This window comes from Serratia bockelmannii (assembly GCF_051803255.1).
GTDB lineage: Bacteria > Pseudomonadota > Gammaproteobacteria > Enterobacterales > Enterobacteriaceae > Serratia > Serratia bockelmannii.
Map to the genome: position 1 here is coordinate 953,525 of NZ_CP196512.1, position 19,192 is coordinate 972,716.

General features: G+C 60.8%; 20 protein-coding genes and 1 tRNA gene. 12 read left to right on the forward strand and 9 right to left on the reverse strand.

Annotated features, from left to right (window positions below):
- The first annotated feature begins 76 nt into the window (after nt 1-76).
- Nucleotides 77-1,138, forward strand: coding sequence for a DNA polymerase IV (gene dinB, locus ACSJLU_RS04460; RefSeq protein ID WP_439041062.1), 1,062 nt, complete (start codon nt 77-79; stop codon nt 1,136-1,138).
- A gap of 41 nt (nt 1,139-1,179) precedes the next feature.
- Here the strand turns inward: dinB and pepD are convergent, their stop codons facing one another.
- Nucleotides 1,180-2,640, reverse strand: a complete 1,461-nt coding sequence (pepD, locus tag ACSJLU_RS04465; RefSeq protein WP_025301673.1) for a beta-Ala-His dipeptidase — start codon at nt 2,638-2,640, stop codon at nt 1,180-1,182.
- A 337-nt stretch (nt 2,641-2,977) separates the two neighbouring features.
- Between pepD and gpt the strand changes: the two genes are divergently transcribed.
- From gpt to ACSJLU_RS04500, 7 genes are all read left to right on the forward strand, one after another.
- Entirely contained in the window at nt 2,978-3,436 is a 459-nt protein-coding gene (gene gpt, locus ACSJLU_RS04470; protein WP_025301674.1) for a xanthine phosphoribosyltransferase, read from the forward strand.
- 141 nt (nt 3,437-3,577) lie between these two features.
- Nucleotides 3,578-4,825, forward strand: a complete 1,248-nt coding sequence (frsA, locus tag ACSJLU_RS04475) for an esterase FrsA (protein WP_021504999.1) — start codon at nt 3,578-3,580, stop codon at nt 4,823-4,825.
- A gap of 60 nt (nt 4,826-4,885) precedes the next feature.
- On the forward strand, nt 4,886-5,287 hold the full coding sequence (gene crl, locus ACSJLU_RS04480; RefSeq protein WP_004930258.1) for a sigma factor-binding protein Crl: 402 nt from the start codon (nt 4,886-4,888) through the stop codon (nt 5,285-5,287).
- 116 nt (nt 5,288-5,403) lie between these two features.
- Nucleotides 5,404-6,507: a glutamate 5-kinase gene (gene proB / locus ACSJLU_RS04485; RefSeq protein ID WP_033651028.1), complete on the forward strand. Its 1,104-nt coding sequence runs from the start codon at nt 5,404-5,406 to the stop codon at nt 6,505-6,507.
- 9 nt (nt 6,508-6,516) lie between these two features.
- The gene (gene proA / locus ACSJLU_RS04490) at nt 6,517-7,770 is read left to right on the forward strand and encodes a glutamate-5-semialdehyde dehydrogenase (RefSeq protein ID WP_273831015.1); all 1,254 of its coding nucleotides are present in this window, start codon (nt 6,517-6,519) and stop codon (nt 7,768-7,770) included.
- 190 nt (nt 7,771-7,960) lie between these two features.
- A tRNA-Thr gene (locus ACSJLU_RS04495) sits at nt 7,961-8,036 on the forward strand.
- A gap of 193 nt (nt 8,037-8,229) precedes the next feature.
- Nucleotides 8,230-8,448, forward strand: a complete 219-nt coding sequence (locus tag ACSJLU_RS04500) for a TM2 domain-containing protein (protein ID WP_015376761.1) — start codon at nt 8,230-8,232, stop codon at nt 8,446-8,448.
- Nucleotides 8,449-8,498: 50 nt separating this feature from the next.
- Here ACSJLU_RS04500 and ACSJLU_RS04505 read toward each other — a convergent pair whose 3' ends face one another.
- On the reverse strand, nt 8,499-9,032 hold the full coding sequence (locus tag ACSJLU_RS04505; protein ID WP_342096701.1) for a hypothetical protein: 534 nt from the start codon (nt 9,030-9,032) through the stop codon (nt 8,499-8,501).
- Between the two features lie 486 nt (nt 9,033-9,518).
- On the opposite strand from ACSJLU_RS04505, the gene ACSJLU_RS04510 reads away from it, so the two are divergent.
- Nucleotides 9,519-10,634 (forward strand): hypothetical protein, encoded by a 1,116-nt coding sequence (locus ACSJLU_RS04510; RefSeq protein ID WP_301479926.1) that lies wholly within the window; start codon nt 9,519-9,521, stop codon nt 10,632-10,634.
- Nucleotides 10,635-10,637: 3 nt separating this feature from the next.
- Here ACSJLU_RS04510 and ACSJLU_RS04515 read toward each other — a convergent pair whose 3' ends face one another.
- The 5 genes from ACSJLU_RS04515 to ACSJLU_RS04535 all read right to left on the reverse strand — a co-directional run bounded on the left by ACSJLU_RS04515 (nt 10,638) and on the right by ACSJLU_RS04535 (nt 16,265).
- Nucleotides 10,638-11,342 (reverse strand): hypothetical protein, encoded by a 705-nt coding sequence (locus ACSJLU_RS04515; protein ID WP_049208683.1) that lies wholly within the window; start codon nt 11,340-11,342, stop codon nt 10,638-10,640.
- Nucleotides 11,343-11,358: 16 nt separating this feature from the next.
- On the reverse strand, nt 11,359-12,534 hold the full coding sequence (locus tag ACSJLU_RS04520; RefSeq protein WP_043135547.1) for a hypothetical protein: 1,176 nt from the start codon (nt 12,532-12,534) through the stop codon (nt 11,359-11,361).
- Nucleotides 12,531-13,817, reverse strand: a complete 1,287-nt coding sequence (locus ACSJLU_RS04525; protein ID WP_089195561.1) for a hypothetical protein — start codon at nt 13,815-13,817, stop codon at nt 12,531-12,533. The genes ACSJLU_RS04520 and ACSJLU_RS04525 overlap by 4 nt, the downstream gene beginning before the upstream one ends.
- 53 nt (nt 13,818-13,870) lie before the next feature.
- The gene (gene cybB / locus ACSJLU_RS04530) at nt 13,871-14,395 is read right to left on the reverse strand and encodes a cytochrome b561 (protein ID WP_197837127.1); all 525 of its coding nucleotides are present in this window, start codon (nt 14,393-14,395) and stop codon (nt 13,871-13,873) included.
- Nucleotides 14,396-14,663: 268 nt separating this feature from the next.
- Nucleotides 14,664-16,265 (reverse strand): ABC transporter substrate-binding protein, encoded by a 1,602-nt coding sequence (locus ACSJLU_RS04535; RefSeq protein WP_197790733.1) that lies wholly within the window; start codon nt 16,263-16,265, stop codon nt 14,664-14,666.
- A 174-nt stretch (nt 16,266-16,439) separates the two neighbouring features.
- Between ACSJLU_RS04535 and ACSJLU_RS04540 the strand changes: the two genes are divergently transcribed.
- A complete protein-coding gene (locus ACSJLU_RS04540; protein ID WP_043135548.1) occupies nt 16,440-17,021 on the forward strand; it encodes a flavin reductase family protein in 582 nt (193 codons plus the stop codon).
- Here ACSJLU_RS04540 and ACSJLU_RS04545 read toward each other — a convergent pair.
- Nucleotides 17,018-17,398, reverse strand: a complete 381-nt coding sequence (locus ACSJLU_RS04545) for a winged helix-turn-helix transcriptional regulator (protein WP_060447667.1) — start codon at nt 17,396-17,398, stop codon at nt 17,018-17,020. The genes ACSJLU_RS04540 and ACSJLU_RS04545 overlap by 4 nt on opposite strands.
- An 84-nt stretch (nt 17,399-17,482) precedes the next feature.
- Here ACSJLU_RS04545 and ACSJLU_RS04550 point away from each other — a divergent pair, with 84 nt between their 5' ends.
- Complete coding sequence (locus ACSJLU_RS04550) at nt 17,483-18,250, forward strand: NAD(P)H-dependent oxidoreductase (protein ID WP_342096699.1); 768 nt, start codon at nt 17,483-17,485, stop codon at nt 18,248-18,250.
- Here the strand turns inward: ACSJLU_RS04550 and ACSJLU_RS04555 are convergent.
- Nucleotides 18,247-18,495: a hypothetical protein gene (locus ACSJLU_RS04555; protein ID WP_019454278.1), complete on the reverse strand. Its 249-nt coding sequence runs from the start codon at nt 18,493-18,495 to the stop codon at nt 18,247-18,249. The two genes, ACSJLU_RS04550 and ACSJLU_RS04555, sit on opposite strands and share 4 nt — an antisense overlap.
- A 193-nt stretch (nt 18,496-18,688) precedes the next feature.
- On the opposite strand from ACSJLU_RS04555, the gene ACSJLU_RS04560 reads away from it, so the two are divergent.
- On the forward strand, nt 18,689-19,093 hold the full coding sequence (locus ACSJLU_RS04560; RefSeq protein WP_046688320.1) for an Exc2 family lipoprotein: 405 nt from the start codon (nt 18,689-18,691) through the stop codon (nt 19,091-19,093).
- The last annotated feature ends 99 nt before the right edge of the window (nt 19,094-19,192 follow it).

The following is a 19,192-nucleotide window of genomic DNA, read 5'->3' on the forward strand; positions in this document are numbered from 1 at the left end:
CCGCTTTCCTCGAGCTCTGCGGCCTTGAGCTTTTGGTACCTGGCTGTATACTTATACAGTATTGTTGGAGGGTGCGATGCGTAAAATCATTCATGTCGATATGGACTGCTTCTTCGCGGCAGTGGAGATGCGCGACGATCCCAGCCTGCGCGATATCCCGCTGGCGATTGGCGGTAGTGCCGATCGCCGCGGGGTGATCAGCACCGCCAACTACCCGGCGCGGCGCTACGGCGTGCACAGTGCCATGTCCACGGCGATGGCGCTCAAACTGTGCCCGCATCTCACCCTGCTGCCGGGGCGCATGGCGGCCTACAAAGAAGCTTCGCTGCACATCCGCGAAATCTTCGCCCGCTATACCTCGTTGATCGAGCCGCTTTCGCTCGACGAGGCCTACCTCGACGTGACCGACAGCCCGCAATGCAACGGTTCGGCGACGCTGATCGCCCAGGAAATCCGTCAGGCGATCGCCGCCGAGCTGGACCTCACCGCGTCGGCCGGCATCGCGCCAATCAAGTTTCTCGCTAAAATCGCCTCCGAGATGAACAAGCCGAACGGGCAATACGTGATCACGCCGGCGCAGGTGCCGGCGTTTTTGCAGCAGCTGCCGCTCAGCAAGATCCCCGGCGTCGGCAAGGTGACCGCCAAGCGGCTGGAGGAAGTGGGGCTTATCACCTGCGCCGACGTGCAGCAATACGATTTGGCGCAGCTGCTCAAGCGCTTCGGCAAGTTCGGCCGGGTGCTGTGGGAGCGCTGTCAGGGCATCGATCGGCGCGAAATCTCTCCTGAGCGGCTGCGCAAATCGGTGGGGGTGGAGCGCACGCTGGCGGAGGATATTCACGACTGGGAAGACTGCGAAACGCTGATTATCGACAAACTCTATCCCGAGCTGGAGATGCGGCTGCGCAAGGTGAAGCCGGATCTGCACATCGCCCGGCAGGGCGTGAAGCTGAAGTTTCAGGATTTTCAGCAAACCACCCAGGAGCACGTGTTCCCGGTGCTGAACCGGCAGGATTTGCTGGAGGTGGCGCGGCAGGCGTGGCGCGAGCGGCGCGAAGGGCGCGGCGTGCGGCTGGTGGGGTTGCATGTGACGCTGCTCGATCCGCAGCTGGAGCGGCAGCTGGCGCTGTCGTGGGAATAAAAAAGCCGGCGGTCGCCGGCTTTTTGCGTTAAGCGTGCAGATTACGCGCGCTCAGGGATTGCTTTCAGCAACGAGGTCAGCAGCTTCCAATACAGGCCGACGCTTTCGATATGCACCTGCTCATCCGGCGAATGCGGGCCGGTGATGGTTGGCCCGATCGATACCATGTCCATGTTTGGATATGGCTTTTTGAACAGACCGCATTCCAGACCGGCGTGGATCACCATGATGTTCGGCGTCTTGTCGAACAGATCCTGATACAGCTCGCGCACCAGGTGCATCACCGGCGAGTCGGCGTCCGGCTGCCAGCCCGGGTAGCCGCCCTTCGGCGCCACTTTAGCGCCGGCCAGCTGGCCCAACGCGGTCAGCATCTCGACCACGTAGTCTTTGCCACTGTCGATCAGGGAGCGGATCAGGCAGATGATTTCCGCTTCGTTTTCGCTGGTGGTGACCACGCCGACGTTCAGCGAGGTTTCCACCACGCCTTTCACCGCGTCGCTCATGCGGATCACGCCGTTCGGCGTGCCGTTCAGCAGCGCCAGGAAGCGCTGCTGGCTGTCGGCGCTCAGCGCCAGCGAAGCGCTGGTGGTCGGCTCCAACAGCACGGTGATGTTCTTCTCTTTGGCGGAGAGTTCGTTCTGCAGCACGGCCAGGAACTCCTGGCTCAGCGCTTTCAGTACGTCGGCCTTGTCCGCCGGCACCGCTACCACCGCGGAGGCTTCACGCGGGATGGCGTTGCGCAGGGTGCCGCCGTTCAGGTCCAGCACGCGCAGGTTCAGCGCCGCCGCATGGGCGAACAGGAAGCGCGCCAGCAGTTTGTTGGCGTTGCCCAGCCCGACGTGGATCTCGGCGCCGGAATGGCCGCCTTTCAGGCCCTTGAGGGTCAGCTTCAGGGTTTGGTAACCGGCCGGCACCGCTTCGCGCTGCAGCGGCAGGGTGGTGATGAAGTCGATACCGCCGGCGCAACCCATGTAGATTTCGCCTTCTTCTTCGGAATCGGTATTGATCAGGATATCCGCCTGCAGCCAGTTCGGCTGCAGCCCGAAGGCGCCGTCCATACCCGCTTCTTCGGTCATGGTCAGCAGCACTTCCAGCGGGCCGTGCTCAACGCTGTCGTCGGCCAGCACCGCCAGGGCGGAGGCCATGCCGATGCCGTTGTCGGCGCCCAGCGTGGTGCCGCGTGCTTTCACCCACTCGCCGGCGATATAAGGCTGGATCGGATCCTTGGCGAAGTCGTGCACGGTGTCGTTATTCTTTTGCGGCACCATGTCCAGGTGCGCCTGCAGTGCGACCGGCTTGCGGTTTTCCATGCCTTTGGTGGCCGGTTTGCGCAGCAGGATATTGCCGACCTGATCACGCTCGGCGTGCAGGTTCTTTTCTTTGGCCCAGGTGAGGATGTGCTGCGCCAGCGCTTCTTCATGATAAGAAGGGTGCGGGATAGAACAGATCTTGGCGAAAATATCCCACAGCGGCTGTGGCGAAAGCTGAGACAATTCAGACACTATAAGTCTCCTGTGACGGCAGGCTCCGACAGGACGGGCATGCCGCGCGGTTAAGGTGAGCGGGTATCTGTGCGTCGTGGCACGATCGTCAGAGAATATCACTTTATTTCCGGCGGTGCGCCCCCCGTATTGTGCGGTTTAAGCGCTTGATCACATGGCTTCGCTGCGGGAACGCTCGCTTTTTCAGCATCAATCACCGAAAAGCCGCCCGGCGGAAATCGCGAGGTTTTCCTCGGTACAGCTGGAATTCAACGCGGCCAGTCTCTATAATCTCGCGCAACCTTTTTTCCCCTGAACTACAAATAAGCCGCTTCACCGCCGGCTGGGACACGATTCTATGAGCGAAAAATACGTTGTTACCTGGGATATGCTGCAAATGCACGCACGCAAGCTGGCGCACCGCCTGCTGCCTGCCGACAAATGGACAGGCATCATTGCCGTAAGCCGCGGCGGTCTGGTACCGGCGGGCCTGCTGGCGCGCGAACTGGGCATCCGCTATGTGGATACCGTCTGCATTTCCAGCTATGACCATGACAACCAACGCGAAATGAAAGTGCTCAAGCGCGCCGAAGGCGACGGTGAAGGCTTCATCGTGGTGGACGATCTGGTGGATACCGGCGGCACCGCGAAAGCGATCCGCGACATGTACCCGAAAGCGCATTTCGTCACCATCTTCGCCAAGCCGGCGGGCCGTCCGCTGGTGGACGACTACGAAGTCGACATCCCGCAGGATACCTGGATCGAACAGCCGTGGGACATGGGCGTCAGCTTCGTTCCCCCGATCGGCGGTCGCTAAGTCCAGCCAGTTCCAGCCCAACGCCCGGTTATGCCGGGCGTTTGCGTTATCTTGGTTTATCCCGCCAGAGTTAGGTACACTACCTCCAGTTAAGTAGGCCTTTTGCGGCCTATCGCCAGATTTACGGAGGCTGTTGTTACCATGGCACAGGCCAACCTTTCTGAAATTCTTTTCAAGCCCAAATTCAAACACCCTGAAACCTCGACGCTGGTGCTGCGCGCGCGCAACAAAGTGAGCGCCGCCATGCATTCCGCATTGGAGGGCGACACCACCGGTAGCTGGTACCGCATGCTGAACCCGCTGCTGTGGGCTTGGCGCGGCGTCAGCCCGATCGAAATCCACGAAGTGTTGGCGCGCATCGCTGCCTCTGACGCCGAACGCAGCAATCCGCAGCGGCTGGATACCGTGGTGGGCTACCGCAACGGCAACTGGATCTACGAGTGGATCCATCAGGGCATGCAGTGGCAGCAGCGGGCGACGGAACAGCAGGATCCGCTGCTCGGCGGCGAGTACTGGCTGAAGGCCGCGAGCCTGTACAGCATCGCCGGTTACCCGCACCTGAAGGGCGACGAGCTGGCCGAACAGGCGGAGATGCTCGCCAACCGCGCTTACGAAGAGGCGGCGCTGTTGCTGCCGTATCAGCTGAAAGAGCTGGAGTTCCGCATCGAAGGCGGCGGCAGCGTCACCGGTTTCCTGCACATGCCGGAGAAGGGCGAGGCGCCGTTCCCGACGGTGCTGATGTGCGGCAGCCTCGATACGCTGCAGACCGACTATCATCGCCTGTTCCGCGACTACCTGGCGCCGCACGGCATCGCCATGCTGACGCTCGATATGCCGTCGATCGGTTCTTCGTGCAAATGGAAGCTGACGCAGGACTCCAGCTACCTGCACCAACAGGTGCTGATCCAGCTGGCCTCGGTGCCGTGGGTGGATCATCAGCGGGTGAGCGCCTTCGGCTTCCGCTTCGGCGCCAACGTGGCGGTGCGGCTGGCCTATCTGGAGCCTCAGCGGCTGCGCGGCGTAGCCTGCCTGGGGCCGGTGGTGCATCGCCTGCTGTGCGACAGCAGCACCCAGTTGAACGTGCCGGACATGTATATGGACGTGCTGGCCAGCCGCATGGGCATGGCTAACGCCTCGGACAACGTGCTGAAGGTGGAGCTGAACAGCTACTCGCTGAAAATGCAGGGGCTGCTGGGGCGCCGTTGCCCAACGCCGATGATCTCCGGCTACTGGGAGCGCGATACACTCAGCCCGAAAGAGGAGTCGCAGCTGATCGTCACCTCCTCGGTGAGCGGCAAGCTGGTCGCCATCCCGCGCACCCCGGTTTACGACAGCTTCCACCGGGCGTTGCTGCAGATGTCCGGTTGGCTGAGGGACAAAATGCGTTAATTAGTTGCTAAATTTTAACAGTTTGTTAAAAAGAGTGGTCTACATTGAGGAGGTTAGAGAATGACGTTACCGAGTGGTCACCCTAAAAGCCGACTAATGAAACGTTTTGCCAGCTTGGGGCCGTACCTGCGTGAAGGGCAATGTGAAAACGACCGTTTTTTCTTTGATTGTTTGGCCGTCTGCGTCAATGTAAAGCCCGCTCCGGAGAAGCGTGAGTTCTGGGGCTGGTGGATGGAGCTGCAGGCGGAAGAGGCGCGCTTCACCTATTCGTACCAATTCGGCCTGTTCGACAAGGAAGGCGACTGGACGGCGCAAAACATTAAGGATGATGAAGTAAACGCCAAGCTGGAAGACACCCTGCGCGACTTCCATCGCCGCCTGGGCGAGCTGCTGGCGACCATGGAACTGGGGCTGGAACCCGCCGACGATTTCAAAGAAAAACTGATCAAACTCTCCGCCTGACCCCGTTTGACCACGTATTGTGCTGATTTCGCGTTGTGCCTGTTGGCATAACGCGTCTCTCCTGTTACAAAGACCTTTGCACTCTTCTTCTCATCATTACACACGGCAGAAATACTATGAACGGCAGCCAGACATTGGTTGTGAAATTGGGCACCAGCGTGTTGACCGGCGGATCGCTGCGTCTGAACCGCGCCCACATTGTCGAATTGGTGCGCCAATGTGCGCAGCAACACGCCGCGGGCCACCGCATTGTCATCGTCACTTCCGGCGCCATCGCCGCCGGGCGCGAACACCTGGGCTACCCCGAGCTGCCCGCCACCATCGCCTCCAAGCAGCTGCTGGCAGCGGTAGGGCAGAGCCGGCTGATCCAGCTGTGGGAACAGCTGTTCTCCATTTACGGCATTCACGTCGGGCAGATGCTGCTGACGCGTGCCGATCTGGAGGACCGCGAGCGCTTCCTCAACGCGCGCGACACCATGACGGCGCTGCTGGATAACCGCATCGTGCCGGTAATCAATGAGAACGACGCCGTCGCCACCGCCGAAATCAAGGTGGGCGACAACGATAACCTGTCGGCGCTGGCGGCCATTTTGGCCGGCGCCGACAAACTGCTGCTGCTGACCGATCAGCAGGGCCTCTACACCGCCGATCCGCGCAACAACCCGCAGGCCGAACTGATCCGTGAAGTGCACGGCATTGACGACGCGCTGCGCGCCATCGCCGGCGACAGCGTCTCCGGTCTGGGCACCGGCGGCATGGGCACCAAGCTGCAGGCGGCCGACGTGGCCTGCCGCGCCGGCATCGACGTAGTGATCGCCGCGGGCAGCAAGCCGGGCGTGGTGGCGGACGTGATCGAAGGCAAACCGGTGGGCACCCGTTTCCACGCGCTGGAAACCCCGCTGGAAAACCGCAAGCGCTGGATCTTCGGCGCGCCGCCGGCCGGTGAAATCACCGTCGACGATGGCGCGGTGGAAGCGATGATGGCGCGCGGCAGCTCGCTGCTGCCGAAAGGCATCCGCGAAGTGAAGGGCGACTTCTCGCGCGGCGAAGTAATCCGCATCCGCAACCAGGCGGGGCGCGATCTGGCGCACGGCGTCAGCCGCTACAACAGCGACGCGATGCGCATGATCGCCGGGCACCACTCGCAGGAAATCAGCGAGATCCTCGGTTATGAATACGGTCCGGTGGCAGTGCACCGCGACGATATGATTGTCAGTTAAGGAGTGAGCATGCTGGAGCAGATGGGGAAGGCCGCCAAGCAGGCCTCCTGGCAGCTGGCGGTGCTGAGCACGGCGAAGAAAAATCAGGTGCTGTCGGTGATGGCCGACAGGCTGGAAGCCAACAGTGAAGCGATCCTGCTGGCGAATGAACAAGACATGGCGCAGGCGCGCGCCACCGGCATGAGCGAAGCGCTGCTCGACCGCCTGCTGTTGACCCCGGCGCGGCTGGCGGCGATCGCCAACGACGTGCGCCAGGTATGCCGCCTGAACGATCCGGTCGGCCACGTGCTGGACGGCAACCTGCTGGACAGCGGGCTGAAGCTGGAGCGCCGCCGGGTGCCGCTCGGCGTGATCGGCGTGATTTACGAGGCGCGGCCGAACGTCACCATCGACGTCGCCAGCCTGTGCCTGAAAACCGGCAACGCGGTGATCCTGCGCGGCGGGAAAGAGACGCACAACACCAACCAGGCGACGGTGAAAGTGATCCAGCAGGCGCTGGAACAGTGCGGCCTGCCGGCGGCGGCGGTGCAGGCGATCGACAGCCCGGATCGCGCGCTGGTGAAAGAACTGCTGCGCCTGGATCGCTATGTCGACATGCTGATCCCGCGCGGCGGCGCCGGCCTGCACAAGCTGTGCCGCGAGCAATCGACCATCCCGGTGATCACCGGCGGCATCGGCGTGTGCCACACCTACGTGGACGCCGACGTCGATTTCGACAAGGCGCTGACGGTGATTGAAAACGCCAAGATCCAGCGCCCGAGCGCCTGTAACTCGCTGGAGACGCTGCTGGTGAACCGCAGCATCGCCGCCGAGTTCCTGCCGGCGCTGAGCGCCAAAATGGCGGCGGCGGGCGTGACGCTGCACGCGGCGGAAAACGCGCTGCCGCTGCTGCAGGGCGGCCCGGCGACGGTGGTGCCGGTGAATGCGGAGGATTACGACGACGAATGGTTGTCTCTGGATCTGAACGTATTGCTGGTGGACGATATCGATCAGGCTATCGACCACATCCGCACCCACGGCACCAACCACTCCGACGCGATCCTCACCCGCTCGCTGAGCAGCGCCGAGCACTTCGTGCGCGCGGTGGACTCCTCGGCGGTGTACGTCAACGCCAGCACCCGCTTCACCGACGGCGGCCAGTTCGGCCTGGGCGCGGAAGTGGCGGTGAGCACCCAGAAACTGCACGCCCGCGGCCCGATGGGCCTGGATGCGCTGACCACCTACAAGTGGATTGGCTACGGCGACGATCTGGTGCGCAGCTAAGGCCGCATTGCGGTCATAAAGAGGTCGGGGCGCAGCATGCTGCGCCCTGATTGTTTTTGGAAAAGAGGGTCTGCACGACAGTCTGGTTGCTTGCAAAACAACCAAACGCCCCGGCGGCTATTGACTCATTTCGCGCGCAGGTCTACCTTGTTCAACGCACTTCCGGCTTGCCCCGCAGGCCCGGCTCGATGCCGATATAGCTCAGTTGGTAGAGCAGCGCATTCGTAATGCGAAGGTCGTAGGTTCGACTCCTATTATCGGCACCATCTCTCCTTCAGATTCCCTTTGCTTACCTTTTTGCCGGTTAAACAACCGTTTAATTAATCACTGTTATAATTACCCCTGTTGAGTCTTGATGGGGAATGTTTTCTCCTCAAGCATTGCGATGCGGCGCTCTGTGGAGCGGCATCCGTTTTTAGGCATGCCGGTGGTTCGGTGAGAAGTAAGGAGAAGTGCACTATGAGCAGAAAAGACAAGCTCGCGGCGGCCCTGCTGGCCATCTTCCTGGGTGGGCTGGGCATTCACAAGTTTTACCTGGGGATGAAGTGGTGGGGGCTGTTCTACCTGCTGTTCTGCTGGACGGGGATCCCGGCAATTGTCGGCTTTATCGAAGGCATTATTTATCTGTTCCAATCGGAAGAGAAGTTCAACCAGAAATACAATCCTGGTCTGATTTAAGGCTTTGCTGACGGCGCTTCCTGTTGCGGGAAGCGCCGTTTTTCATTCCGCTACTGTTTCTTCATCATCATCTTGCCGCGCATCTCTTTACTCATCATTTTATTCGAGCTGGAAATGACGCAGTTATATTGCTTGCCTTGGTTGATGATCATAAAGGTGCTGACCGGATCTTTAAAATCCTTGTCGATGGTGAAATAAATATAGGCCTGCGGCAGCGCGGCCGGTTTAAAGGCGCCGAAGGCATACACATCCGCCAGGCCCAGCGCGGAGAGATCGACCGTCAGTTCCATAGGCTGTTTGTCATTTGGCGATGGGAACATCGATTTGGCCGACATCATCATGGTGCTGCTGTTGATGCTGTAATCGGTTTTAACCTTCATGCCGATATATTTCGATTCCGGCATGGAAAGTTCTTTTTGGCAGGCGGCGTCGTGCTGTGGCGCCGGGCTGCCGTTTTCCATCACGGCGTGCACGTGTTCCAGCGTCACTTCCGCGCTGCCTGTGGTAGGCTGCGCATCGGCCGCGTAAGCCGCGCCGCTGAAGGCGGCCACAGAGGTAAGGATAATGCCCGTAACGATTTTCATTGTCGGTCTCCGGAATGCTAATAATGGTATTAATTGCGGTGTGTAGCCTATTGGCCCGATAAAATGCAAAGTGACCCGTTCCGCGGAGATAAAATACCCTCGGAATTTTTATAATTAATAGCGTTTCACCCACGCGGCATGCGAGGTTTGTTTAATTATATTGGGAGCCTTTCTCTTTTGTTTTTCAGTCTGTTTACCTGCATATAAAGAGTATGTATAAACATAGTCAATGTTTAGAATATGCACAAATTACTGCAGTTTTTTTTCCCTTTTATCTTTTGGTTTTTAATAGGGTTGCGAATATTGCATTGAGATACAGGGAGTTGTCTTTTCTACGTTCAAATCACTCTTTGAAGCGTTATTTATGTGATCTTTGTAGTCACAGAAATAACGCTGAAATTATTATCTTTCTATTTAACGGCTAATTATTCATGGCATAGGCTTCAACCCTTTGCGTTTCCTGCGCTAGAATCAGGCGGTTTTCTCGTGGAAAAGGATATCGCCATGGCCGCCTGGGCCTTTTTGATCGTCGGTTGGGGGTTGATTTGGCAGGATCACCCGATTTTCGGCGTGCTGTGCATCGCGCTGTTTGCCGTGCTGCAATGGGTGAAGTACGCCGCTAAAGGCGTGCAAGACCCCGAAGAGGCCGCAGAGTGGCGCAAAACCGACTGGCATTCGCAGCCGATTGAAATGGCGCACGCCGGCGACAGCGATCGGCAGATTGGCGGCGTGGGGGAGCTGGGCATGGGCGGCCCCAGTTTTTGGACGCTGCTGCTGCGTGACGGGGCGATTGTTCATGGCGCCTGTGCGGCGCCGCAGGACGTGGAGGGTGGCAAGCTGCGCCTGATCCCGACCCGCGGCCGCGAGGGTGAGGGGCTGACGGTCTACGAGCCTGCTGCCCGGGCGATGTATGCGCTGCCGGCATTGACCGATCGCGAGCAGGACGCGCTGGCCGCCGGCTCCGCCGAGGCGCTGGCGCGGCTGCGGGCGAGGTGTCGGCAGGCGGAGGCCACGCCGTTGCACCTTGTGCGCGGTCTGTGGGTGCCGCCGTGGACAGAGGATCCGGCCGATCGTCTGGAGATCGCCTTGCCCAACGGCCGGGTGCTGGCGGCGCGCTTGATGTTGCCGGCGAATCTGCGCCTGGCGGACGATCCTGCCGCGCTGCTGCACACGCCGCCTTATGAACTGTTGCTGGATAACCGGCCGACCGATCGCTTCGTGCGCGATCTCGAACGCGTGGCGGAATCCCCGGCGGGTGACGGTTTGAGCGTCGGCGGCTGCCAGTTCCGCGGCGAGCATATCGTCGATGGCCTATACCATCTCTACTTCGCCGGCGAGTGGTTCAGCCTGCTCTCGTATGCGCATAAACCGGCGGGCGGGCGCGGTTCGGACACCACCTTTTTCGTCGAGCGGGTCGAGCCGCAAGACGGCGGGGTGTTTGTGATTGAGTGGGATGCCTACAGCGTGGGGCCAGGCGGGCGTGAGCCGCGCGTGCCGGCCCCGCCGGTATTGGTTATCGCGGTGAGTTGGCAGGAAACGCCGCTGCAGTTGCCAACGGCCAACAACCGCGTGACCGTGCGCTTGCCCAACGCCGCGGCGTAAGGCTTAAGGCAGCACCCTGACTTCGCCGTCGTGCAAGGTCAGCACCGCGATCGGGCTGCCGGAGAAGCACTCCCTAAAGATCCAGTCGCTGGGCCGAAACGCCGCCGCAGGCAGCCCGGCCTGCCACTCCTCCCACTGCGGGGTCGGCTTATCCGGCGGTAAAGAGAAAGAGACCAGCCAACCCGCTTCGCAGTGCACCCTTTGGCCGCTCGGGCGGGTAAAGGTGTGCGCACCTGCCAGCTCCATCACCGGCGGTAAAACCTCGAAGGCGATGATCGGCACGCCGGCCACGCTCTGCGGCTGAGGAAAACGCACGGCGGTCACGCCGTTCATCGTGATAGGGCTGTCTTCGGTGCCGGGCAGGCGTGGCTCCTGGCGGTTTACCCAACTGCCTTTCGGCAGCGTCGTTTCACCGAACGGCTTTGCCTCGTCGAGCGTCAAGTAGCTGCGTTGATTCCAACGATCTTCCGCCCGCTGGCTCTTGATGTCCTGGATGGCCATGCCGATCAGCATCAGCGCGAACGCCACCGGGTAGATCGCCAGCGCCGAGGCCAACAGATAGCCGCCCCAGGAAAGCGGCGGGCGCGGGCGGCCGCAGCGGGCGGCGGCGTAGCGCCAGCCCCACCAGGCGAGCAGGATGCCGGCGAGCAGCAGGGCCAATAACAGCGCCAGCAGGCCGGCGGCGCCGGCGCCATAACCTAACAGCATGGCAAGTTCCTTATGTTCACGGCGTGGTGGAGCGATAGCGAACGAAGTAGGGCAGCGCCGGGATCTCCCCGTCATCGTCATAGTGGCTTTCTGGTTCGATCACGGTTTGGCGCGCGTCGTCGCGCCCGTTGTACCGGTACTCCAACGGCTGTCGGTAGTGCACGTCGGATGAGCGCAGATCGAAAATCAGCGAAAGACGCGCATCGCCGTTATCCGTTTGGGCGACCAGCTTATCGTTGCCCGCCCAGAGCTGATACAGCGATTTATCGCCGGTCTCCAGCAGCACCTTCAACTGCCCGTCGGATTGATAACGCAGAAGCTGATACAGCCCTCTGTCCAGCGTTTGTGCGATCAGGTAGATGCCGCCGTCCGGGGCTTGCGCGCTTTCCTCCACGCGCACCAGCAGCCAATGCATTTCAATCACCTCGCCGGTTTTACCGTTAACGGCGATGTGTAACGCGCCAGATCCGAGCACCGGGTTCATCCAGAAATGCACGCGGTCGCCATCAATGGCGGTGAATATCTCGGGTACGGATTTGCGCTTACCGGAGGCGTAAGCCGTCGGTGACTCCTCCTCGCCGCGCTCAAAGCCCAGCAGCTGCCGCGCGTCCAGCAGCGCCGGCAGATCCAGCGTCTGCCGCCAATGGGCGCCGAAGTCCGGGCTGTAGAATACGCCTTCGGTGCTGATGAGATACAGCGCGCGTTTTCCCGGTTGCGCCACCAGTTTGCCGCCGACAAAGGAAGGCCGGTTGTCGTCGCCCTCCGGCCAGGGGATCAGCGCCCCGATGGTACCCCGTTGCACATCAACCAGCCTGCGGCCCTCAGAGAGAAAAAGCACGCACTCCTGCTCGCCGCAAACCGCATCGTGGATCAAGTCGTCGAGTTCCCCCAGCATTTGTAACCCTTTTGGGCCGGCAAACAGCACCTGGCTGAGGTAGTTGGCCGCCCAACCGTAAAAGCTATTGTACGCGCGGTCTTCACTTCTTTTGCTGGTGAGCAGCAGGGCGCCGTCCGGCGCCGGGTAGCTGTGGATGAGATCGTAACGGGCTATCGTCGGCAACGCCTGGTCGCCCCGAGTCCATTGCCACTGCGCATAGCGTTGCTCAGGGGCGAGCAAATAGACGCCCAGCGCGCTGGCTAAAAACAGCGTCAGGATAATAAGGGGTCTTTTATAAAGCGCTAACGTCATCATTTCAGCTCCGTCACCTGAGCCTGCCGCCACAACCTGCGGCGCAGATTTCGCAGGTATTTAAACGTTTTAAACGTGCGGTGCTGGTCAAAAGAGTACAGGCGACAGATCTGGGCGAAACCCTCGATCAGCAGCGCCAGGCCGCTGACCATCAGCATCAGCAGCAGAATAATCGGCGGCAATTCACTGCCGAGGCGCTTCAGGGTCCAGGCATCCAGGTAAAAGCCCGCCGGGGTATCGGCGTTATCCACCACCGTCATGCCGAGCACAAAACACGCCACGATTGCCCCAAAAATGAAGACAACGCGCGCGCACAGGTTAAGGCCGGCTTCGGTGAAGTAGCGGCTGCCGCCGATGAGATAGGTTTGGCGATCGCGATGATTGATGATCCCACGCACCGTCGGCAACTCGGGGACGGTGTCGTTCTCGCAATACAGCACCTGCAGCGGATCGCCTTTGGCGATGAAAAGCGGATGTTGCCGACGAAATACCGGGTGCAGTTTGGTATTGGGGACGTTGAGCGCGCGGGTCGTCAACGCGAAGTGCGTCTCCTTCTGACGCCACGCATAAGTGTCCAAATACTGCACCTGCCGCGGGATCTCATAGTGGCAGAGTTCGTAGCTCAGGGCGTTGACCGTCTCTATGCTGGAGGCCTCGACGCCCTCGGGGAGGGGGAACTCGGTTTGTGGCATTGCGGGCACTGGCGCGGCGTCTGCGCGGACGGCCCGGTATCTGATGCCGGGGATTTTCAGGCTGAGCGAGCCGGGCGGCGTGACGTCTTGCCCCTGCAGCACGCGATCCAGCGCTCTGAGCAGGCGCCTGCGGCCGCGGTGCGCAATCAACAGGAGCTCCGAACCGACGAACAGCACCATGCCGATGCCGATAAGGCCGGCGATGATGGCGATAAAGAACAGGACGATGGTCAGCCAGGAATCTTCCCGGTCCATGATGAAAAAGGCCGCCGGGAAACCGCCGGCCAGCGCCGCGCCCAGCAGCAGCAGGGCGAAGTATTTCAGCTTATATTTCAGCGTTCTGTCAGGCTCCAGCCGGCCTTTCGTGCCGTGCAGCAGCCAGTGCAGCCAGTAGCTGCCGTCCCGCAGGCGGTGGGCGCCGATCTTCACCCGATCGCCGGCAGCGAGCCTGGCCAGCAGATTTTCGCTGTCGCTGAAGTCATCGCGATAAAAAAAGAACGTCTGGCCGGAGGCGATGATCCTCACCAGATTGTCGGGCGCCGTCTGTTGGCAAGCGCATTGCTCGACGGTCACATGAAAAAATTGGGTTTGCATATCATTCCCTGTCAGCAGGCGTGGCCCGAAAATTCATCCCTGGCGCCGGATGGTCAGCGCTTTTTCATCAGTGGCAGCATGCGCACCAGCGCATTGTCCTTGACGATATAGTGGTGGAATAGTGCGGCGGCGGTATGCAGGCCGATCAGCCAGTAGCCGAATGACGCCAGCGTTTTGTGCCAGCCGATAATCGCCCGCGCCTGCGGCCGATCGGCCACGTCGGCGAACGGCATCGGCAGGCCGAACAGAAACCACTCCTTACCCCCTAGATAGCGCGAATAGACCCCCAGCACCGGCAGCGTCAGCAGCAGCAGGTAGATCAGGGTGTGCGTCAGGTGCGCCAAGCCGGTTTGCCACTTCGGCGGTTTGGGCGCGATGGCGGGCGAGGGGTGGCGCCAGCGCAGGAACAGGCGGGCGATCATCAGCGCAAATACCGTTACGCCGCAGCTGAAGTGGGTGACAACCAGCACGTACCAAGGGGCGCTGCCCGGTTCGGCAAAGCTCCGCAGCTCGATGGTGACACAGGTGATGACCAGCAGGATCGCCACCAGCCAGTGCAGGCGAATTTGCCACGGCATGTAGGTGTTCTGCACCGGGTTACCTTTTGATGTTAAAGGGTCTGTGGGTCGATGGTAACGAAATGTTACATCGGAGGAAAGCGCGTGCGCGCAATTTAGGCAAAACGCCAGGTTCAGCTCGCTTATTAAGCTATTGGTTTAGTGGGATATGCGTCTGGTGATAGGTGAGCGCCGTAAGTTATGAAGTTAATAATGATAGGTTCAGAGGCTGGCAGCTTATTAAGCGATGAAGCGGGTTGCGCCGCAGTCCGCGCTGCGGCGCCTAAGATCAGTTCAATTTGGCCTTGGCGAAATCGCTGCCGTTCACGTCCACCACATAGCCGCTCAGGTTGCTGCGGGTGGCGTAGAACACTTTGCCGGTGGCCAGCGGCAGCCACGGCGCCTGTTTGGCGAAGATCACCTGCGCCTGTTGATACAGCTTGGCGCGCGCCTGCGGCTGGTTCTCCTGGATCGCCTGCTGGATCAGCCGGTCATAATCCTTATCGCACCAGCGTGCCACGTTGGCGCCGCTCTGCACGCCGGCGCAGCCGAGCAGGGTGGCGAAGTTGTCCGGATCGCCGTTGTCCGAGACCCAGCCGTACAGCGCGCTCTGTTGCTCGCCTTTGCGCAGCCCGGCCAGATACTGCCCCCACTCCCAGGTGACGATCTTGGCCTTCACGCCCACCTTCGCCCAGTCGCTCTGGATCATCTCGGCGATGCGCTTGGAGTTCGGGTTGTAAGGGCGCTGTACCGGCATCGACCAGATGTCGGTTTCAAAGCCCTGTTCCAGCCCGGCCTGCTTCAGCAGCGCGCGCGCCTTCTGCGGATCGTAGGCGTACTCCGGCAGTTTGTCGTTGTAGCCCAGCATGCCCGGCGGCAGCAGTGAATTGGCCGGCGTGCCGCTGTCTTTGAACACCGCGGCGACGATCGCTTTCTTGTCCACCGCGTAGCTCAACGCCTGACGCACCAGCAGGTTGTCGAACGGTTTTTTCTGGGTGTTGAACGCCAGATAGCCGACGTTCAGCCCGGTAATGTCGTGCAGCTGCAGGTTGCCGTCGGCCTTGATGGCGGCGAACTGTTCCGGCAGCGGCGCGGGGATGATCTGGCATTCGTTGGTTTTCAGCTTGGCCAGCCGGGTTTGCGGATCCGGCGTGATGGAGAAGATGAGGTGCTTGCTGGCCACTTCGCCCTGCCAGTAGTGCGGGTTGGCGATGTAGCGGATCAGCGAATCCTGCTTGTACTGCTGCAGCGCAAACGGCCCGGTGCCGATCGGCCAGTTGTCGACGTATTCCGGCGTGCCCTTTTTCAGCATGGCGTCGGCGTATTCGGCGGACAGGATCGAGGCGAAATCCATCGCCCAGTCAGCGACGAAGGCGGCGTTGGGCTGGCTCAGCGTGAAGCGCACGTGATGCTCGTCCACCGCTTCCACCTTGGTGATCAGCTTATCCAGGCCCATGTCGGTGAAGTATTCATAGTTGCCGCCGGAGACCTTGTGATAAGGGTTAGCGGGATCCTTCTGCCGCATCACGGTGAACACCACGTCTTCGGCGTTGAAGTCGCGTGTCGGGGTGAAGTATTTGTTGCTGTTGAATTTCACGCCCTGGCGCAGGGTAAAGGTATAGGTCTTGCCGTCCGGGCTGACGCTCCACTCGGTGGCCAGCGACGGGGCCGGGGTTTTATCGCTTTCGCGCAGCGTCACCAAGCGGTTGTACAGCACCTGCGAGGTGGCGATAAAGGTCGGCCCGGAGCTGGAGAGCTGCGGGTTGAACGATTCCGGCGAGGCGACGGTGCAGTACACCAGCGCATCGGAAGCGGCCAGCGCGCCGCCCGCCGACAGCAGGCCGCAGCCGGCCAGCACCAATCCGGCGATAGGGTGTTTTAAAAACGTCAAGGCAAGATCCTCAGGTGGAGTGGGCCGTTACCGGCGAATTGATCTAACTATAGATAACGGATGGCGAGACGGGGAACAAGCGTCTCACCTGCGCATTCTGTGCGCCCCGCGTTGCCTGCCGCCGCAGCGCAGATCTACACTGCGGGACAATCAGTCACTCGCAAGGATTTCCCGATGAGCCACTTTCGTCCTGTCGCCCTCGAACACGCCAGCCGCCTGCTGAACCACGGCCCGACGGTATTGATCACCAGCCGCAGCCACGACGGCGCCAAACGCAACGTGATGGCCGCCGCCTGGTCGATGCCGGTGGAGTTCAGCCCGCCGCGCATCGCCATTGTGGTGGACAAAGGGGCGCACAGCCGGCAAATGATCGAGGAGAGCGGCGCATTCGGCATTTGCGTGCCGGCGGCCATGTTCATCGACGCCACCTACGCGGTTGGCAGTGTGTCCGGGCTGGATGAAGACAAGTTTGCCCGCTTTCACATCGCCGCAGCGCCGAGCGCCACGCTGCAGGTGCCGCTGATCGAACAGGGTTGCGTGGCGTGGCTGGAGTGCCGCTTATTGCCGGAAAGCGGCGCACAGGAAAAATACGACACCTGCTTCGGCGAGGTGTTGAGCGCGGCAGCGGACGAGCGGGTGTTCCAGCAAGGGCGCTGGAACTTCACCGCCGCCAATGCGGATCTGCACACCATTCATCATCTGGGGGCCGGCAACTTCGTGCGCAGCGGCGAGACGCTGCGGGCCAAACCGCTTTAATCGGTCTCGCGCCCGCGGTCGGCATCATAGCGCTCGCGGGCGGCGTCCAGCTCGGGGAAATGGTATTCCGCCCATCGGTCCAGCGCCGCCAGCGTCTCGACCAGCGAGCAGGCGACGGCGCTGAGCCGGTATTCAACATGCGCCTGATTCTTTTCACTTAAATCTAGCCGTTCGAGCAGCCCGTTGCGTTCCAGCTGGCGCAGCGTTTGCGTCAGCACCTTCTGCGAAATGCCGTCGATGCGGCGCAGCAGCTCGCCGTTGCGCATCGGGCGCTGCGCCAGCGCAGGCAGGATCAGCATCACCCACTTGCCGGAAATCAGCGCCAGCGCATCGCGTGCGGAACACTTGCTCGAATAGACGTCGCCGGGATAAGCCATTGGGGGTTACCTTCAGGTGCGTAATTGCCAAGGGGACGATAAAGCCACAGCATAACAGCACCACCTTACAACGGGAGACACAGGATGAACGTGCTGATTGTGCTGGCTCACCCCGAGCCGCATTCTTTCAATGCCCATTTGGCCGAACAGGCGCGGCAGGCCTGGCTGGCGCAGGGGCATCAGGTGAAAACGGTCGATCTGTATCAGGAGGGGTTTGATCCGCGCGAGGGCGCCGGCCATTACCCCAGCAGAAAGCAGGTGGACCGGTTCGATGCGATGCAGGAGCAGCGCCATCACTGGACGATCCAGGCGCTGCCGGCGGAGATCCAGCGGCATATCGAGCTGTTGCGCTGGGCGGATACGCTGGTGCTGCAGTTCCCTTTCTGGTGGTTCGGCGCGCCGGCCATCATCAAGGGCTGGATGGATCGGGTGTTCGTTTACGGCGGGATCTACGACAGCCGCCACCGCCATGAGAACGGCGTGATGTGCGGTAAGCGGGCGCTGCTGACCGTGACCGCCGGCGCTTCCGCACAGGCCTGCGCGCCGAACGGGCGCGACGGCGATATGCGGCTGATGCTGTGGCCAATCATGCATGCGCTGCACTATATCGGCTTTAGCGTGCTGGAGCCGTTCCTGGTCTATGGCGTGCGCGGCGGGTTGGCGGGCGAAGCTCTGGAGGCGCAAAATGTCGCTTTGGCACAGGTGACACAGACGTACCGGGACGGTTTGAACGCGTTTTCCACCTGGCCGGCGGTGCCGTTCAATCGCAATGAAGATTTTGACGCCGATCTGGCGTTGAAGCCCGGCGCGCCGGTCTACAGTCCGTTCGTGCGGCACCGCGATCCGGATTAGAACCCGGCCTTCAGCAGTTCCTCGCGCAAATCGTCGATAATCGCCGGTTCGATGTCGGGGAACTGTTGCTGAATATCGGCGATGGCTTCGGCCACGCTGGGGCCGGCGAAAGTGCCGGAGAAGGGCAGCAGCGGCAGATTGGCGTCGCTGTCCGGCAGTTCGCCGCGGATGGTGCCGGTGATCATGCCCGCTTTTTTTTCCGCCGTGAGGTCGTACTCCCCCACGTTTTTGTCGATCGGTTTCATTGGCCGCCTCGCTGTCGGTGAGTGTTTACCCTGTTCTGTTAAAGCATAGTGTTTCAGGCAATGAATACCAATCAGTGTATATAATATTAATATAAAACAATGTGATGCGTTTTTTGTCGTTTGACGTTTGCCGGGTGGCGGCGCTATGCTCGTGGCGCTAAAGGAACCTTCCTCACTGACAGGGACAGACGACATGAAAAGACTGAAAAGCGCGGCGTTGTTGTTGCCGCTGTTGGCGCTCAGCGCCTGCACCCATCACCTCAGCAGCGCCGAGCAGCATGCCAAGCACTACATTTATCAAACGCGCGACGACTTCGATCCGCAATTCCGCACTGATGTGAACGGCAGCATTAAAAACGCCGTGCCGATGTTCGAACAGTTCTACCAATGGGGGAAAAAGGATCGCGTGGCGGGCGTGGCGCGCAGCGAGGCGCAGAAAAAGGCCGATTATCTGGCCAGCGCGGAGTTCCAGCAGAACATGGAACACAAAACCATTTTCATTAATCGCGCCTACAGCAGCGCCGACAATCCTAAGCGCCGCCAGGTGCTCTCGCAAGAGGCGGTAGGCGCCTACTGGGACGGTTACGAAGGGCGCTGAACATAATCCCTCACAAATAGAAGGTAATAAAAACTGGTCTTCTGGCGGTTATTTGATTATAAAAACCGCCGCTAAGGACGATGTTCATAGATGAAACCA

What these genes read in the sequence shown, in the direction of transcription:
- gpt (WP_025301674.1), top strand. Translation starts at nt 2,978, where the DNA reads ATGAGCGAAAAATACGTTGTTACCTGGGATATGCTGCAAATGCACGCA.
- ACSJLU_RS04500 (WP_015376761.1), top strand. Translation starts at nt 8,230, where the DNA reads ATGAGCAGAAAAGACAAGCTCGCGGCGGCCCTGCTGGCCATCTTCCTG.
- ACSJLU_RS04550 (WP_342096699.1), top strand. Translation starts at nt 17,483, where the DNA reads ATGAACGTGCTGATTGTGCTGGCTCACCCCGAGCCGCATTCTTTCAAT.
- ACSJLU_RS04515 (WP_049208683.1), bottom strand. Translation starts at nt 11,342, where the DNA reads ATGCTGTTAGGTTATGGCGCCGGCGCCGCCGGCCTGCTGGCGCTGTTA.
- crl (WP_004930258.1), top strand. Translation starts at nt 4,886, where the DNA reads ATGACGTTACCGAGTGGTCACCCTAAAAGCCGACTAATGAAACGTTTT.
- cybB (WP_197837127.1), bottom strand. Translation starts at nt 14,395, where the DNA reads ATGCCGTGGCAAATTCGCCTGCACTGGCTGGTGGCGATCCTGCTGGTC.
- ACSJLU_RS04545 (WP_060447667.1), bottom strand. Translation starts at nt 17,398, where the DNA reads ATGGCTTATCCCGGCGACGTCTATTCGAGCAAGTGTTCCGCACGCGAT.
- ACSJLU_RS04525 (WP_089195561.1), bottom strand. Translation starts at nt 13,817, where the DNA reads ATGCAAACCCAATTTTTTCATGTGACCGTCGAGCAATGCGCTTGCCAA.
- ACSJLU_RS04540 (WP_043135548.1), top strand. Translation starts at nt 16,440, where the DNA reads ATGAGCCACTTTCGTCCTGTCGCCCTCGAACACGCCAGCCGCCTGCTG.
- frsA (WP_021504999.1), top strand. Translation starts at nt 3,578, where the DNA reads ATGGCACAGGCCAACCTTTCTGAAATTCTTTTCAAGCCCAAATTCAAA.
- dinB (WP_439041062.1), top strand. Translation starts at nt 77, where the DNA reads ATGCGTAAAATCATTCATGTCGATATGGACTGCTTCTTCGCGGCAGTG.
- ACSJLU_RS04560 (WP_046688320.1), top strand. Translation starts at nt 18,689, where the DNA reads ATGAAAAGACTGAAAAGCGCGGCGTTGTTGTTGCCGCTGTTGGCGCTC.
- ACSJLU_RS04520 (WP_043135547.1), bottom strand. Translation starts at nt 12,534, where the DNA reads ATGATGACGTTAGCGCTTTATAAAAGACCCCTTATTATCCTGACGCTG.
- proB (WP_033651028.1), top strand. Translation starts at nt 5,404, where the DNA reads ATGAACGGCAGCCAGACATTGGTTGTGAAATTGGGCACCAGCGTGTTG.
- ACSJLU_RS04555 (WP_019454278.1), bottom strand. Translation starts at nt 18,495, where the DNA reads ATGAAACCGATCGACAAAAACGTGGGGGAGTACGACCTCACGGCGGAA.
- proA (WP_273831015.1), top strand. Translation starts at nt 6,517, where the DNA reads ATGCTGGAGCAGATGGGGAAGGCCGCCAAGCAGGCCTCCTGGCAGCTG.
- ACSJLU_RS04505 (WP_342096701.1), bottom strand. Translation starts at nt 9,032, where the DNA reads ATGAAAATCGTTACGGGCATTATCCTTACCTCTGTGGCCGCCTTCAGC.